11 protein-coding genes are annotated in these 13,367 nt (G+C 62.4%); 1 reads left to right on the top strand and 10 read right to left on the bottom strand.

The window, feature by feature from the left end; genetic code table 11:
• Window positions 1-38: 38 nt before the first annotated feature.
• The 7 genes from hpf to FYJ40_RS00395 all read right to left on the bottom strand — a co-directional run bounded on the left by hpf (window position 39) and on the right by FYJ40_RS00395 (window position 8,086).
• On the bottom strand, window positions 39-623 hold the full coding sequence (gene hpf / locus FYJ40_RS00425) for a ribosome hibernation-promoting factor, HPF/YfiA family (RefSeq protein WP_154515014.1): 585 nt from the start codon (window positions 621-623) through the stop codon (window positions 39-41).
• Between the two features lie 317 nt (window positions 624-940).
• Window positions 941-1,933 carry an ABC transporter substrate-binding protein gene (locus FYJ40_RS08910; protein WP_195838509.1) on the bottom strand — a complete coding sequence of 331 codons (993 nt, stop codon included), beginning with the start codon at window positions 1,931-1,933 and terminating at the stop codon, window positions 941-943.
• Window positions 1,934-2,536: 603 nt separating this feature from the next.
• The gene (locus FYJ40_RS00415) at window positions 2,537-3,295 is read right to left on the bottom strand and encodes a ComF family protein (protein WP_229770597.1); all 759 of its coding nucleotides are present in this window, start codon (window positions 3,293-3,295) and stop codon (window positions 2,537-2,539) included.
• Between the two features lie 150 nt (window positions 3,296-3,445).
• On the bottom strand, window positions 3,446-5,140 hold the full coding sequence (locus FYJ40_RS00410) for a regulatory iron-sulfur-containing complex subunit RicT (RefSeq protein ID WP_154515018.1): 1,695 nt from the start codon (window positions 5,138-5,140) through the stop codon (window positions 3,446-3,448).
• Window positions 5,131-6,258, bottom strand: a complete 1,128-nt coding sequence (locus tag FYJ40_RS00405) for an ATP-binding protein (RefSeq protein ID WP_154515020.1) — start codon at window positions 6,256-6,258, stop codon at window positions 5,131-5,133. The genes FYJ40_RS00410 and FYJ40_RS00405 overlap by 10 nt, the downstream gene beginning before the upstream one ends.
• 1 nt (window position 6,259) lies before the next feature.
• On the bottom strand, window positions 6,260-6,943 hold the full coding sequence (gene tmk / locus FYJ40_RS00400) for a dTMP kinase (RefSeq protein WP_154515022.1): 684 nt from the start codon (window positions 6,941-6,943) through the stop codon (window positions 6,260-6,262).
• Between the two features lie 231 nt (window positions 6,944-7,174).
• Window positions 7,175-8,086 carry a serine hydrolase gene (locus FYJ40_RS00395; protein WP_195838908.1) on the bottom strand — a complete coding sequence of 304 codons (912 nt, stop codon included), beginning with the start codon at window positions 8,084-8,086 and terminating at the stop codon, window positions 7,175-7,177.
• 345 nt (window positions 8,087-8,431) lie between these two features.
• Here FYJ40_RS00395 and FYJ40_RS00390 point away from each other — a divergent pair, with 345 nt between their 5' ends.
• On the top strand, window positions 8,432-9,472 hold the full coding sequence (locus FYJ40_RS00390; protein ID WP_195838512.1) for a zinc-ribbon domain-containing protein: 1,041 nt from the start codon (window positions 8,432-8,434) through the stop codon (window positions 9,470-9,472).
• Between the two features lie 151 nt (window positions 9,473-9,623).
• Here FYJ40_RS00390 and FYJ40_RS00385 read toward each other — a convergent pair whose 3' ends face one another.
• The 3 genes from FYJ40_RS00385 to hypA are packed head-to-tail and all read right to left on the bottom strand — an operon-like array spanning window position 9,624 to window position 13,367.
• Window positions 9,624-12,218: a DNA topoisomerase I gene (locus FYJ40_RS00385; protein WP_154515028.1), complete on the bottom strand. Its 2,595-nt coding sequence runs from the start codon at window positions 12,216-12,218 to the stop codon at window positions 9,624-9,626.
• A 54-nt stretch (window positions 12,219-12,272) separates the two neighbouring features.
• Entirely contained in the window at window positions 12,273-12,956 is a 684-nt protein-coding gene (gene hypB / locus FYJ40_RS00380; protein ID WP_152068470.1) for a hydrogenase nickel incorporation protein HypB, read from the bottom strand.
• 54 nt (window positions 12,957-13,010) lie between these two features.
• Window positions 13,011-13,367: a hydrogenase maturation nickel metallochaperone HypA gene (hypA, locus tag FYJ40_RS00375; protein ID WP_152068469.1), complete on the bottom strand. Its 357-nt coding sequence runs from the start codon at window positions 13,365-13,367 to the stop codon at window positions 13,011-13,013.

Raw genomic sequence — 13,367 nt, 5'->3', positions numbered from 1 at the left:
ATGGCCGCCAACCGTTAACTCATGCAAGTTAACGTATTTTACTCGTCAAGTGTTTCGATGCGGGGCTTGATGATGCCATATCCACCATTCTTACGGTGATACACCACATTGACGAGGCCAGTCGTCGCGTTCTCGAACACGTAGAAGTCGTGGCCGAGCAGATCGGTCTGCACCAGCGCCTGCTCCTCAGTCATCGGGGTGACATCGATGACCTTCTCGCGGACGAGCAGGTCGTCGTCCTCCTCGGGCAGCAGCAGGTCGGCCAGATCCTCGACGCGCTCGACCGGTGCGACATCCGCGGCGCTGGCACCGCCCTGGCGGTTGTCCACAACCTTGGTCTTGAACTTGCGCAGCTGGCGGGTGACCTTATCGGCGGAGAGATCGATGGCGGCATACATATCTGCGCCGTGCTCGGCGACGCGAATCACAGAGCCGCGGGCACGAACCGTGACCTCGACGATTGCCGGGTTGGGGTTCGAGGGGTTCTTCTCATAACGAAGCACGACGTCGACTGTCATGGGCTCGATATCGAAAACCTTGAGCGCCTCGCCGATCTTCTCGTCCACATGCGCACGCAGAGCATCGGTTACCGTCGTCTTGCGTCCAGAAACCTTGATATCCATACGTGGCTCCAATCTGCCTCGGGGACTTACTGTACTGGCTATGTACCCATTGCCATGCATTTAATCACCCGAATTCCCAAAGGCCCGAATAACGACTGCTTGATACCGCATACCGAAGTCTCGCACTTTTCCGCGGCAAAGTGCGCTATATGAGGGCGTCGGCGGAGTTGGTTTTTCTCCTGGAAATTGCCCTTGAGCTGCTGGTTTTATCAAAATTGAAAAGCCGGGCTCCCCTATGGGGGAGACCCGGCCATGCGTGTTGAAACCGTGAAGAAGCGCCTTGTTCAATGTATGGCAGGCGCCACCCCTACCAATAACTAGCTATTGAGCTTGTTGATGTCATCGTCGGTGATGGCGCCCTCCTGGCTAGACGAGGGGCTGTCGCCGTTGTTATCGGAGGTGTCGCCATCGGAGGACTCGGTCTCGTTGGACGTGGATTCGGATGCCTGCACATTGGCCCCCGAAACAGTCTTGGCGGTAAGGTCATAGGGCATCTGTCCGTACCAGACGCAGTGGACCGCCTCGAGCGTGCCGTCGACCGTGATGTCGTCGAGGGCATCGCCCACGGCACGGCACAGCTCATCGTTAGAGCTAAGGCCTGCGACGCCAAGCGTGGAGGGTGTCTCGAGCGTGCCGACACAGGAGATCTGGCTCATCAGGCGCGCGAGGTAACCACCGGCCGTGGAATCACAGACCACGTAATCGACCTCGCCCGACTCGAGTGCCTCGAAGCACTCGTTGATGTTGGAGAAGGTCTTTTGGTTGGCCGTGATGCTCTGCTTGGCGAGCGCTTCCTGCGAGGCCGAGAAGGTCTGAACGCCCAGGGTAGCGGTGTTAAGCGTTTCGGTGGAAACGCTCGGCGACTCGCCGTCAGTGCTCTTGCCGAATACGGCGGGGGCGTCGTACAGACAGGTGCCAAGCGAGCTGATATCGCCGTCCGTAGAGCTGACGTCGCCAATGAAGATATCGGCCTTTTTATCGCTGAGCGCGGAATCGGCCGAGGACGCATCGACAAAAGCGACCTTGAGACCCATGCGGCATGCGAGGGCACGAGCGGCATCGACCGCATAGCCCGTGAGGTTTCCGTCGGCATCCTGCATGGCTTGCGGGGCATCGGAAGTATCGAGGGCGACCGTCAGGGTTCCCGGCGTGACCAGGGCATCGTCCGATACCGTGGGGGTAACGGTCTCGCGCTCGATCTGGTCGATCGTGGGTGTCGTGAACGTGGACAGTGGATTGAACGCGCATCCATTCAGGCCCAAAACGGCAATGACCGCCGCGGTCCCAGCACCCAACCGAGCTGCATGCATCAAGCTGCCCCTCACCATGTCCGCTACCCTGCCTTCTGTGTCGTATACGATCCGTGCCCTGCACGGAATACCGGGTTGTTCCCACCAGCTGACCTGGTATTTGACCCCACACTTGCGCACCGGGGCGTTTGCTCGGGAGGCCGCAGCCACCTTCACGACTGGCCCGCTCGCCCGCGAGGCGGTATTGCCCCAAAGAAAGTAGAACGGACGGTGCGGCTTACATCTAGGACGCGCCATGATCGCGCCGCGCGCACGCGGTCGCTTACGTGGATCCCTTTGACCGCGTCTGTCTTGGACTTGGATGGGCGCATTGCCCGTCCGCAACCACAGCCTGGCGGGAACGTAGCGCATTATAGCTAAGTTCAAGCTAAAGTTTAAGGTTAGGTCGTCATTCGCACCGCGAGTACAGATTTCGCAGGTCGAGGCGGGCAGCACACGGCGCTCTTCATCGGGATGGAAGTCCCTCCAACTGATGTGACCCATATGCCGGCGCTCGGCGCGCATCATGCGTAGCGCCGAGGCGCCGGTAAGGATCACAGAGGCTGCCAGTTGCTCGCCTGCCGGCTCGACGCGCCGCGCAATCTTCACTGCCACAAAACACCCCTACCAAACGCGTGCGATAGCGAGGCCATCGACGGCTTTGACGCCGGCGCGCTTAAGCTCCGCCGAGGCCGCTGCCATTGTCGCGCCCGTGGTAATGACATCGTCGATGAGCAGCAGACGACAGCCACGTACATCCTCGACCGTCTCGTACATGTCCCGGGCATGTTCCCGGCGCTCGGCGCGACCGAGTTCGCGCTGGTCGCCATGACCGTATTTGACCAAGGCGTCCAGCAATGGCACGCCCGAAAGATCGCAAAACGAGCGAGCGATTGCTTCCATGTGATCAAATCCACGCCGCCGAAACGCCGCCGCAGTTGCGGGCACAAATACCACCGCGTCGGCACCGGACAGCACGCCGCCGTAACGGTCGGGGGCTGCTGCCTGGGCATGCAATGCGGTGTCGTAGAGCAGCTCTGCCAGATACGGTGCCAGACGGCGCTCGCCCGCATCCTTGTATGCCTTGATGATGCGCGGCAACGGATGTGCATAGACAGCGCACGCCAGGCAGCGATCGAGGGCCTTAGCCACCGTCGAAGACGCACCCTCGACCGAGCACTCGGTACACAGCAGGTCTCCAAACGGAGCGCCGCACCTCGTGCAGCTGTGGCGCGGATCGACAAGCGTGAGCGACGCCAGGCACTCCCGACAAATAAGCGCACCGGCACGCTCGCAACCGGCGCATCGCGTGGGCGAAAGAACCTCGAGTGCCTCATGCGCCGCGCGCTCGGCAAACGGTAGCAATTCATCCGCAAACGGCAAGATGTCGGCACTCCGTAAGCGGCTCAAACCATTCAGATAGTTATTTATGACAAAACCCTCCCTACGCTTGGGCGAAGGGAGGGCTGTCGATTCAGTGCCATGATACCCCGTTGCACTTGGGGTCAGACAAGTCGAATCCACTTGCGGGCGCTATTCGCCGGCAGGCGGTTGCGGTGCGGACGAGGTGTGGGTCGAGCCTTCGCCACCATCCTGGCGCGGCTTGCGGGAACGGCGACGGCGACGGCGCTTCTGACTCTGGTCGGCCGAACCCTCGCCACTGCGATCCTCACGCGGTTCGCGCTCGTCGCGAGCACCGCCGCGCGAAGCCTTGGCGGCAGCTCCTCCGCCATCGCCGGGGCGACGGCGCGTGACCTTGACTTCACCATCCGAAACCTGATCGGCCACAGAAGGAACCGAGGGTTTCTGCTGCGTGCCCGAGGAATGGCGACGGCGCGGACGCGGCGCACGCTCCTCCTCGCCACGTGGCCTGCCAGCCTTGTCGGCAGGCGCGTCGGAGGCCGAGGCGCCCTTGGGAGCGGCACCGGCCTCGCGAGCGGCTGCGGCGCGGAAGGCGTCCTCGCGCTCCTCGCTCGACAGGTGGTGGCGACGACGGCGCGTGGGGTTCATGCCGCCGCCGCGGTTTTGCTGCTGGGGCTGCTGAGCCTCGCGCTCGCGAGAGGCGTTCTTGCCCGCGGTCTCGCCGTTGTCGACGGACGCCGCGCGCTTGCGGCGACGACGGCCGCCGGCCGCCTCCTCGGCCTCGGGCGCCTCGGCCTTGCCGCGGCCCTTTCCGCGGCCACGACCCTCGCCCTGGCCCTGACTGGCACAAGCATCGGATTCGGCATCGCGACGACGGCGCTTGGGCATCGACGTGCCGGCCAGACGGTCGGCACTCGACAGGCCATCGCCCACGTCGACGCCGTTCTCGCGATCGAGCTCCATGAGCGCCAGGCGCATCTCGGGCGACTCGATACGCTCGAGCACATCGCGCGTCACGCAGTCGGGGCGGCAGCTGCAGCCCTGCTCGGCGGCCTTCTTTTTGCAGCCCTCCGAGCACGTCATATCGGCCAGGTTGACCTTAAAGACTTTACCGTTCTCCAGGCGCAGCACCAGCTGCTCACGAGGCGTGTCATATTCCTGGATACGCGCCTTGCCGAGCGGCGTATCGATGAGCGTCTTCTTTTTGGGCGCACGGCTCTTAAAGTCCTTGTACGCCTCGAACTCATAGCGCAGGCAGCACATCAGGCGGCCGCACACGCCGCTGATCTTAGACGAATTGAGCGGCAGGTCCTGCTCTTTTGCCATGCGAATCGAGACGGGCTCAAACTGTCCGCCAAAGCGCGTGCAGCAGAGCTCCTGTCCGCATTGGGCATAGCCGCCCACCAAGCGGGTCTCGTCGCGCACGCCAATCTGGCGCATGTCAACGCGAATGTGCAGCGTCGAGGACAGGTCCTTGACGAGCTGACGAAAATCGACGCGCTCCTCGGCCGCAAAGTAGAACACGGCTTTCTCGCCGCCAAACAGGTATTCGACACCCACCGGCTTCATCTCGAGGTCGAGATCTTTGACCAGACGGCGGAAATCGACCATGGCCTCATCGCCCTGGATGGCCAGGTCGTCGGCAAGCTGCAGGTCGATATCGCTCGCCACACGCAGCACGGGCTTGAGCGGCTGACCGATCTCGTCTTGCGGCACCTCGAAGGGATCGGCCGTGACCAGGCCGATCTCGGTTCCGCGCTCGGTGGAGCAAATGGCATAATCGGCCTCGAGGATATCCAGATCCTGCGGGTCAAACCACAGGTCGCGCGAGGCGTAGGTAAACTTAACGGGTACGACTAACGGCATTTCAGTGCCTTCCTGATATCGAACAGCATGACCTCGATGGCCAGCTGGGGAGTAACGTTTCTGGCAATGTTGCGCTCGGCGGTCGCGACCGCCTCGAGCGCCCGGGTGGCACCCGCAACATTCGTCGCGGCGGCAAGCCGCCCGATCGTGTCGCGCACGTCCTCGTTCACAATGTCTGCCGCCTCATCCTGAAGCGTCAGCAGCACGTCGCGCATGAGCGTCCGCGCGCTCGCCAGCGCTTCCATGATACCCGAACGCTCGCGCGCATTGAGTTCGCGCTTGTTGCGGTCCTCAAGCTGCTTCAATGCTCCACGCGACAGATAATCGGCGTTTTGCTCGAGCACCTTTTCCTGCGTGGACTTGACCTCGGCGAGCGGAGCCTTAACGGCGACGATGAGCGACTTGGCACGGCTGAGTACATCGGCCTCGTCGGCGGCGATGAGCGAATCGATGGCGCGGACCATCTGGCGGCGAGCATCCTGACGCTCGGCGCTCTTAAGGAACTCGATGCCGCGCGTGGGGCTCCCCGCCACGGCGACCGCCATGCGACAGCGTGCGAGATCCTGGCCCGTCGCGCGGCTCACGGCCTTCGTGGCCACGGCGGGCGACACCAGCCGAAACGGCACGCACTGGCAGCGGCTCACGATGGTGGGCAACATCACGTCTGCCGAGGTGCCCAGCAAGATAAACATAACGCCCTCGGGCGGCTCCTCGAGCGTCTTGAGCAGTGCGTTGGCGGTGTTGGCGCGCAGCTGCTCGGCACGGTCGATGATGTAGACCTTGGCCTTGGCACGGATGGGCGCCAGCGGCACGTCGTCGAGCAGCTCGCGGGTCTGGGCGATGAGGTAGCCCGTGGCGCTCTCGGGCGTGTAATAGTGCACGTCGGGGTGCGTATGGCGGGCGACACGCACACAGCTATCGCATGAGCCGCAGCCGTCCTGCTCGCACAGGAAGGCTTGGGCGAGCGCCCAGGCGGCATCGAGCTTGCCGGCACCGGGAGCGCCCAAAAACAGGTAGGCGTGCGATGCGCGGCCGCTGGCGACGGCGTTGGTCAAAAAATCGCGTACGCGCTCTTGGGTGTCGAGCTTGGCCAGCAGGCTTGTCTGAGCGGGGGCCATGTTACTCGGCCTCCTGGGCAAGCGAGGCGGTGACGGCGTCCTGGGAAATGTCGAGACCGTACGCGCGAACCTGCTCGACCGTCTGCGCGAAGACGTCCTCGATGGAAGCGGTGGCATCGATGAGCTTCACGCGATCTGGTTCCTCGGCGGCAATGGCACTAAATCCCTGGTAAACGCGCTCCTGGAACGCCATGCCCTTGGCCTCCATGCGGTCGACCGCACCACGGGCGGACATGCGCAGCGCCGCTTGCTCGGGCGTGATGTGATAGACGAGCGTGAGTGCCGGGTGCGTCCCCGCGACAGCAAGGTTGTTGGCGTCGCGTACCATCTGGCGATCGAGGCCGTCGGCAAACGCCTGATAGCAGGTCGTGGAATCGTAGAAACGGTCGCACAGGACCACCTTGCCGGCAGCGAGGGCGGGAGATATGACCTCGTGCACCAGCTGGGCGCGTGCGGCCTCGTAGAGCAGCAGCTCGCAGGTATCCCCCATCGCCGTATTGGCGGGGTCGAGCAGCAGAGCACGGATCTTTTCACTAATGGCGGTACCACCCGGCTCACGCAGGGTCACGACCTGGTAGCCAGCGAGCTCGAGCGCACGGGCCAGCAGGCGCGCCTGCGTGGACTTACCGGCACCATCGACGCCCTCGAGCGTGATAAAGCTATGTTGAGCGGGCTCAAAAGCCATGGGCGCAGTCCCTTCCTACAAGGCGCGAAAGTGCAAGTTATAGCAACCAAGCCATGATACCCCAGCGTCCGGCGCACCCCAAATACGGCCTGGTCGCTAGGCGGCAGTTAGGGACGTTCCTAAAGTGCCGGCCGAAGAGGAACGTCCTTAACTGCCGACCCTCTAAGTTGCGGTGAAATAGGGACTGAATACGCCTTCTAACAGCAAATACAATCCCTATTTCACCGCAAGTTAGGAGTGGGCGCGAGCGTTGATGGCGAAGGAAATATCGCGCTCAAGGGCTAGGGCCTGCTCGCGTTCGAGGTCTTGGGTGAGGATTGCCAGCACGTAAGGGCGCTCGGCGTAGATGATTGCGGCATCGTGCTGAGCATTCGCCAGGCTGCCCGTTTTGTGCGCGACCAAAACGCCGCCGGGAACGCCCTCGACAATACCGCGCGCGTCTTCCTGCGCCAGCAGATATCCGCGCGCTCGCTCGCACAGCTCGGGCGTCGCGATTGTCCCCGCCGCCAGCTGCTGCAACACGGCCGCAGCATCACGGGCGCTCGTATAGTTCTCGCGACCTTGTGCCTGGGCCTCGGCATCCATCATCAAACGAGCGAGCACGGTCTGGGTCAGCCCCAATGCGGCACACGTTTCGTTGACCGTATCCATGCCAAGCCTGCCGATAACAAGGTTCGCTGCCACGTTATCGCTCTGGGCGATCATGGCGTGCAGTAGCTCGTCAATACTGTACGACACACCCGCGCCGCGCGACTGAATGTTGCCGCTGCCACCCACGATATCCTGTTGCGCTACCGTTATCTGCTCGTCGAGGGACAGCTCGCCCGCCGCCACGGTCTCGAGCGCACAAGCGAGAACGGGAAGCTTGATGATGCTTGCCGCCACATGTCGCGCGTCCGGCGCCACAGCGACTTCACCATCGAGCGACGTGAACGTTTGAGGATCAAGCGCCACAGCATAGACCGAGGTAGACCCACCATACGGCTCGACAAGGGCTTCGATATCTTGCTGGAGGCCGGCAATCCAAGAAGCCCGGGAGACAGCTTCCGCCTTTTGAGCGGACGGATGATTCGCTTTTTGTTTGACAGGGACAGCGGAGCCCTCAGCCTCGTTGCGGCGCGCGGCACAACCGCCGAGACTCATCACCGAGGCAAGCGCTCCGGTCAACATTCCGGCACAAAACACTCGACGCGAGCAATCGCGCGCAGTGAGGGGTGCATCCCCCGGCGGGAACCGGAACGCCTCTACGCTGTCGCCGCCACCCCGACCTTGCTCGCCGCAGTACACAGACTCACTCCCCACCATCGCATTCTACCGAGCCGTCGATAAACGGCCGCGCCGGACACCCAGCACGCCGCACTCATTGTGACGCATGCGACAGGGCTTGCGCGACATGATCATCCTCACATAACCAGTTGGGTCGGCGCGGCCCAACCGCACCTGAACCATCTTATAATCTAGCCAACACATCGAATGGAAGGAACCATCATGCCCCGGTTTTGTACCCATTGCGGCAAGCTTCTGAATGACGACGAGCGTTTTTGCACCAGCTGCGGAACGCCGGTAACCGATGATGGCCAGGCCTCTCAGTCGCAAGAGAATGCACAGGCAGCCGAACATGCCGCCGCACCCAACGCCGCCTTCGACACCGCCGCGACCACGGTTCAGTCTGCGCAGCAGCCCACGGCGACTCAGCCCCAACCGGCAGACGTGACCGTACAGTCTGCCCATCAACCCGCACCCGCTTCCCAGCCCGAAGTCGGCACGACGCAGCAATGGGCTGCGGCCAACGCCGCGGCTCAGCAACCCATTCCGACCGCTGCTCCGCAGTCCGGTGCTCCCGCCGCGCCCAAAAACAACAACGCTCTGTTTATCGGCATCATCGCCGTGTTGGTCGTCGTGATTATCGCGCTGGTCGCATTCTTCATGATCGGACCGTTCAACAAGAACGCCGACGATTCCAAGGGCACAACCATCGAGAAGGTCAAGATCGACCACGATGACGACGATGTGTCCGTCAAGGGCGACCCCAACAAGCTTGACGATGATAACGATGACGCCCACGATGCCGCCACCATCAGCGAGCAGAACGTCTACGACCAGCTGAGCTCCTACTACAGCAGGCTCTCCGATCTTGATCAGCAGGTTCGCGACTGCGCCACCACATTCAACACGTATTACCTTAAGGATGACCGAAGCTCGCGTCAGTCGGCCAGCGATGCCGCCGAGGCGCTCGAGGATCAGATCGGCGACCTCAAGGACGGGGTCGAGGATCTGGACGTTCCCATCGACTCGCAGAACTACAGCTCGTGGAAAGACATCATCGCGCTCTACGACGACCTGGAGAATCGCATTGACGTCATTTGCGACGCTTGGGAGATCAGCCTTGAGTACTCCAGCCCCGCCAACCACAAGGACGAGATCGTGGCGCCGCTGGCGCGCGACAACGTAGCGGGCACCAACGACAACAAATACCGTCTGGACTTTGAGGACCGCTACCCCGGCGCCGCACCCGTCGAGGTGAAGTAATCCCAACAACTGATCAAAACTTGCGGTGAAATAGGGATCAATTAGGCCTTTTGCCAGCAAAAACAGTCCCTATTTCACCGCAACTTAGAAGTGGGGCCGGGCGCGCATTTGCATTTGCGCGCCCGGCCCCGCCGTGTCTATATGTGCTCGGTTACTTGTCGGCAGCGGTCTTTTTGGTAGCCGACTTCTTGGCCGTCGTCTTTTTGGCCGTCGTCTTTTTGGCCGCCGTGGTCTTCTTCGCAGTCGTCGTCTTCTTTGCCGTGCTCGCCTTGGTCGTCGTCTTGCGGCCGCGGGCGGGCTTCTTCTCCTTGGTCGGGCAGTCCATGTTGACGCAGATACGCCACGGACCGCGCGCCGTGTTGACCACCACGATGGGAGCGCCGCACTCGGGACAGGTCTCGCCCGTCGCCTCGAGTTTGCCACGCGCCGGCAGCGGATAGCTCACGCCGCAATCGTCATAGTTGGTGCAGCGGATAAAGCGCTTGCCGCTCTTCTCGCTCTTGTGCGCAATCAGATCGCCATGGCGTCCGGCCTCGGCACACACCTTGCACTCGCCCACCTTAAGGTCGGGCTCGTAATTGGTGGGACACGTGGGGTTCACGCAGATCTCGAAAGCCTTCTGGCGGAACGGCTGGCACTTAATGCGCGGTGCGCCGCACTCGGGGCACACGGCCGCCTCGCCCTCGAGCGGGCTTACCTTGACGCCGCTCGGCACCGGATAGGTCACGTCGCAGTCGGGCCAGCCCATGCAGCCGATAAAGCTGCCGCGGGTCTTGGCGCTCGTCTTCATAACCAGATCCTTGCCGCACTTGGGGCAGGCGCCCACGCGCGCATCGGCCGTGACGGCATCGCTGATGGCGTCGCCCAGCTCCTGCGTATGCTTGAGCAGCTCATCGAGCACGCCGGCCAGCAGCGCGCGCGAGTGCGTCACGACATGCTCTTCGGTATCTTCGCCGCGCTCCACGCGGGTCATGTCGCCGTCGAGCTCGCTGGTCATATCGGGGCTCGTGATGCGCGGGGCAAACTGCGACAGTGCATCGATGATGGCGATACCCAGCTGACTCGGCTCCACGGGATCGTTTTTGAGGTAGCGCACGGCGTACAGGCGCTCGATGATGCTCGCGCGCGTGGACTTGGTGCCCAGGCCGCGCTTTTCCATCTCCTGCACGAGCTTGCCCTGGCTGTAGCGTGCGGGCGGCTCGGTCTGCTTGGCCTCGAGCTTAATGTCGAATACGTCGACCGTGTCGCCCTGCTCCAGCGGCGGCATCTGCTCGTCGCGCTTGAGTCCGTACGGGTATGCCTCGCGGAAACCCGGGGTCACGAGCACATCGCCCGAAGCCACGAACGGCTCGCCGTTCACGTCGAGCTCGAGCTTGGTGTTCTCGATGGTGGCGGGGCCCATAAGCGTCGCCAGGAAGCGACGAGTGATGAGGTCGTAGAGCTTGCGCTGGCCACCGTCGAGCGTGGACGGATCGCCCTCGCCCGTGGGATAGATAGGCGGGTGGTCGGTGGTCTCGACCTTGCCGCGCGTGGGCTTCATGGGACCGGCGAGCACCTTTTTGCATACGGGCGCCAGCGCCGGGTTGATCTTTGCCAGATCGCTCACCACGGCGCCCAGATCGAGCGTCGCGGGGTACACGGTGTTGTCGACACGCGGATAGCTGATAAGACCCGCCATGTAGAGGGACTCGGCGATGCGCATGGTGCGTGCGGGCGATATGCCCTCGGCCGCAGCGGCTGCCTGCAGCGAGGTGGTCGCAAACGGCGTGGGCGGCTGCTGCTTGCGCGAGCGCTTGGTCACCGCGGCAACGGTTGCCGTCTTGGCACCGTCAACGTGACCGTACGCCGTCTCAGCAGCATCCTTGTCGGTAAAACGCGCCGTCTTGTGCGCGATCTTAAAGCGGTCGTCCTCGGCAGCAGCCTGCGCGGCAGCCATGCCGCGGATCTGCCAGTAGTCCTCGGGCACAAACGCCATGCGCTCGCGCTCGCGCTCGACCACCAAGGCGAGCGTCGGGGTCTGCACGCGGCCGGCAGAACGCACGTTGCCAAAGCCGCCAAACTTGGCGAGCGTCAGGTAGCGCGTGAGCACCGCACCCCAAATGAGGTCGATGTGCTGACGGCTCTCGCCGGCATCGGCCAGGTTCTGGTCGAGCGAGACGAGGTTATCAAAGGCCTGCGTGATCTCGGCCTTGGTAAACGAAGAGTACTGGGCGCGGGCAACCGGCAAGTCGGGCGCAACCTCGCGCACCTTGTTGAGGGCGTCCGAACCAATCAGCTCGCCCTCGCGATCGAAGTCCGTAGCGATGATGACGCTGTCGGACTTCTTGGCAAGGTTCTTGAGCGAGCGAATGAGTTCTTTCTCGGCCGGTAGCTTGATAACGGGCGCCCAGGTAAGGTAGGGCAGGCTCTCGAGCTTCCAGCCTTTGATGGAGATACCGTCGGCAAGGAACGGTTTGCGCTTGGTGTCATAGGGAGGACGCGCCAGGCCATCGGGCATGTCGGCCGGCAGCATCTCGCCGTCCTCGGTGACCGAATACCAACCCAGCTTTTTATCGAACAGCACGCTGTCGCAAAAATCGGGCGCAAGGATGTGACCGGCAAGGCCGATTGTCACGCACTCCTCGCCCTTCCACTCAAAACGGTAGATGGGGGTGTTGTACACCTTGTCCTTTTTGGGCTTACCCGTGGAAAGACGCTCGGCAATCTGACGCGCGGCGTCGTTTTTCTCGGCGATGATGAGCTTCAAAAGAGGCTCCTATCTCGTGTGTCTGCGGCTGCGACCGCACGTACGACGGCCGACTTACGCCCTTGTTTGTTCGATCTGCCCGATGAGCCAATCGCACCAGGCATCCATGCCCTCGCCCTTGCGTGCGCTCACGGCAAACCGCGGCGCCTGCGGATTGAGGTCATCGAGTGTCTTAGTATACCTATCCATGTCAAAATCGAAAGCCGGGGCCACATCGACCTTGTTGAGCAGCTGTGCGCCAGCGTGCTGGAAGATGCCCGGGTACTTAATGGGCTTGTCGTCGCCCTCGGGCACCGAGAGAATCATGATGGACAGGTTCTCGCCCAGGTCAAAGTCGACCGGACAGACCAGATTGCCCACGTTTTCGATAAAGATAACATCGATGTTTTGAAGGCCCACTGCCTGGTCAAACGCATCAACGGCCTCCATGATCATGTTGCCCTCGAGGTGGCACAGACCGCCCGTGTTGATCTGAATGGCGGGCATGCCGGCTTCCTTCATGGTGATGGCGTCGACATCCGAGGCGATATCGCCCTCGATGACGGCACAGCGCAGGCCGGCTTTGTCGCGCAGGCGCTCGTTGGTGCCCAGAATCGTGGTGGTCTTACCAGAGCCGGGACTCGACAGCACATTGATCACATAGGTGCCTGTCTCTTTGAATCGCTGACGCAGCTGATCTGCCAGGCGCTCATTGCGCGACAGAATCGGCGATGCGATATCAATAGTTTTCTCGGCCATACTCGGCACTCCTTACTTCTACCATTTATACCCCGTCCCCAAATGGCAGGCTGGTTAATTGTCGGGGGTTTCAATCTCGATGCTGGCGATGTCGAGCTCGCGGCCGTGCAGCAGGCGCACGTTGGTGCCGCCACACTGAGGACAGCGGCAATGGAAGCGGTCGTGTTCAAAGACCTCGCGGCAGTCCAGGCACTCGCTTTGTGGATGGACTTCCTCCACGGCAAGCTCGCAGCCGCGCGTGAGCATGTCCTCGTCGCGAAACGTCTCCCACGCAAAGTCGAGCGCCTCACGCACAACTTCGGTCATATCCCCAATGCGCAGCGTTACCAAAACAGCGCGCGAGGCCCCCGCCCCACGCGCCGCGCGAATCACTGTATCGAGTATGCCGTTGACAATGCCAACCTCGTGCAT

This window comes from Collinsella sp. WCA1-178-WT-3 (M1) (genome assembly GCF_009696325.1).
Taxonomy (GTDB): domain Bacteria; phylum Actinomycetota; class Coriobacteriia; order Coriobacteriales; family Coriobacteriaceae; genus Collinsella.
The sequence above is the reverse complement of the archived record's forward strand: the minus strand, read 5'-3'. Positions and strand labels throughout refer to the sequence as shown.

Coding starts and splice junctions, on each gene's coding strand:
- hpf (WP_154515014.1), bottom strand. CDS start 623: ATGGATATCAAGGTTTCTGGACGCAAGACGACGGTAACCGATGCTCTG.
- FYJ40_RS08910 (WP_195838509.1), bottom strand. CDS start 1,933: ATGCATGCAGCTCGGTTGGGTGCTGGGACCGCGGCGGTCATTGCCGTT.
- FYJ40_RS00410 (WP_154515018.1), bottom strand. CDS start 5,140: ATGCCGTTAGTCGTACCCGTTAAGTTTACCTACGCCTCGCGCGACCTG.
- FYJ40_RS00405 (WP_154515020.1), bottom strand. CDS start 6,258: ATGGCCCCCGCTCAGACAAGCCTGCTGGCCAAGCTCGACACCCAAGAG.
- tmk (WP_154515022.1), bottom strand. CDS start 6,943: ATGGCTTTTGAGCCCGCTCAACATAGCTTTATCACGCTCGAGGGCGTC.
- FYJ40_RS00395 (WP_195838908.1), bottom strand. CDS start 8,086: ATGAGTCTCGGCGGTTGTGCCGCGCGCCGCAACGAGGCTGAGGGCTCC.
- FYJ40_RS00390 (WP_195838512.1), top strand. CDS start 8,432: ATGCCCCGGTTTTGTACCCATTGCGGCAAGCTTCTGAATGACGACGAG.
- hypB (WP_152068470.1), bottom strand. CDS start 12,956: ATGGCCGAGAAAACTATTGATATCGCATCGCCGATTCTGTCGCGCAAT.
- hypA (WP_152068469.1), bottom strand. CDS start 13,367: ATGCACGAGGTTGGCATTGTCAACGGCATACTCGATACAGTGATTCGC.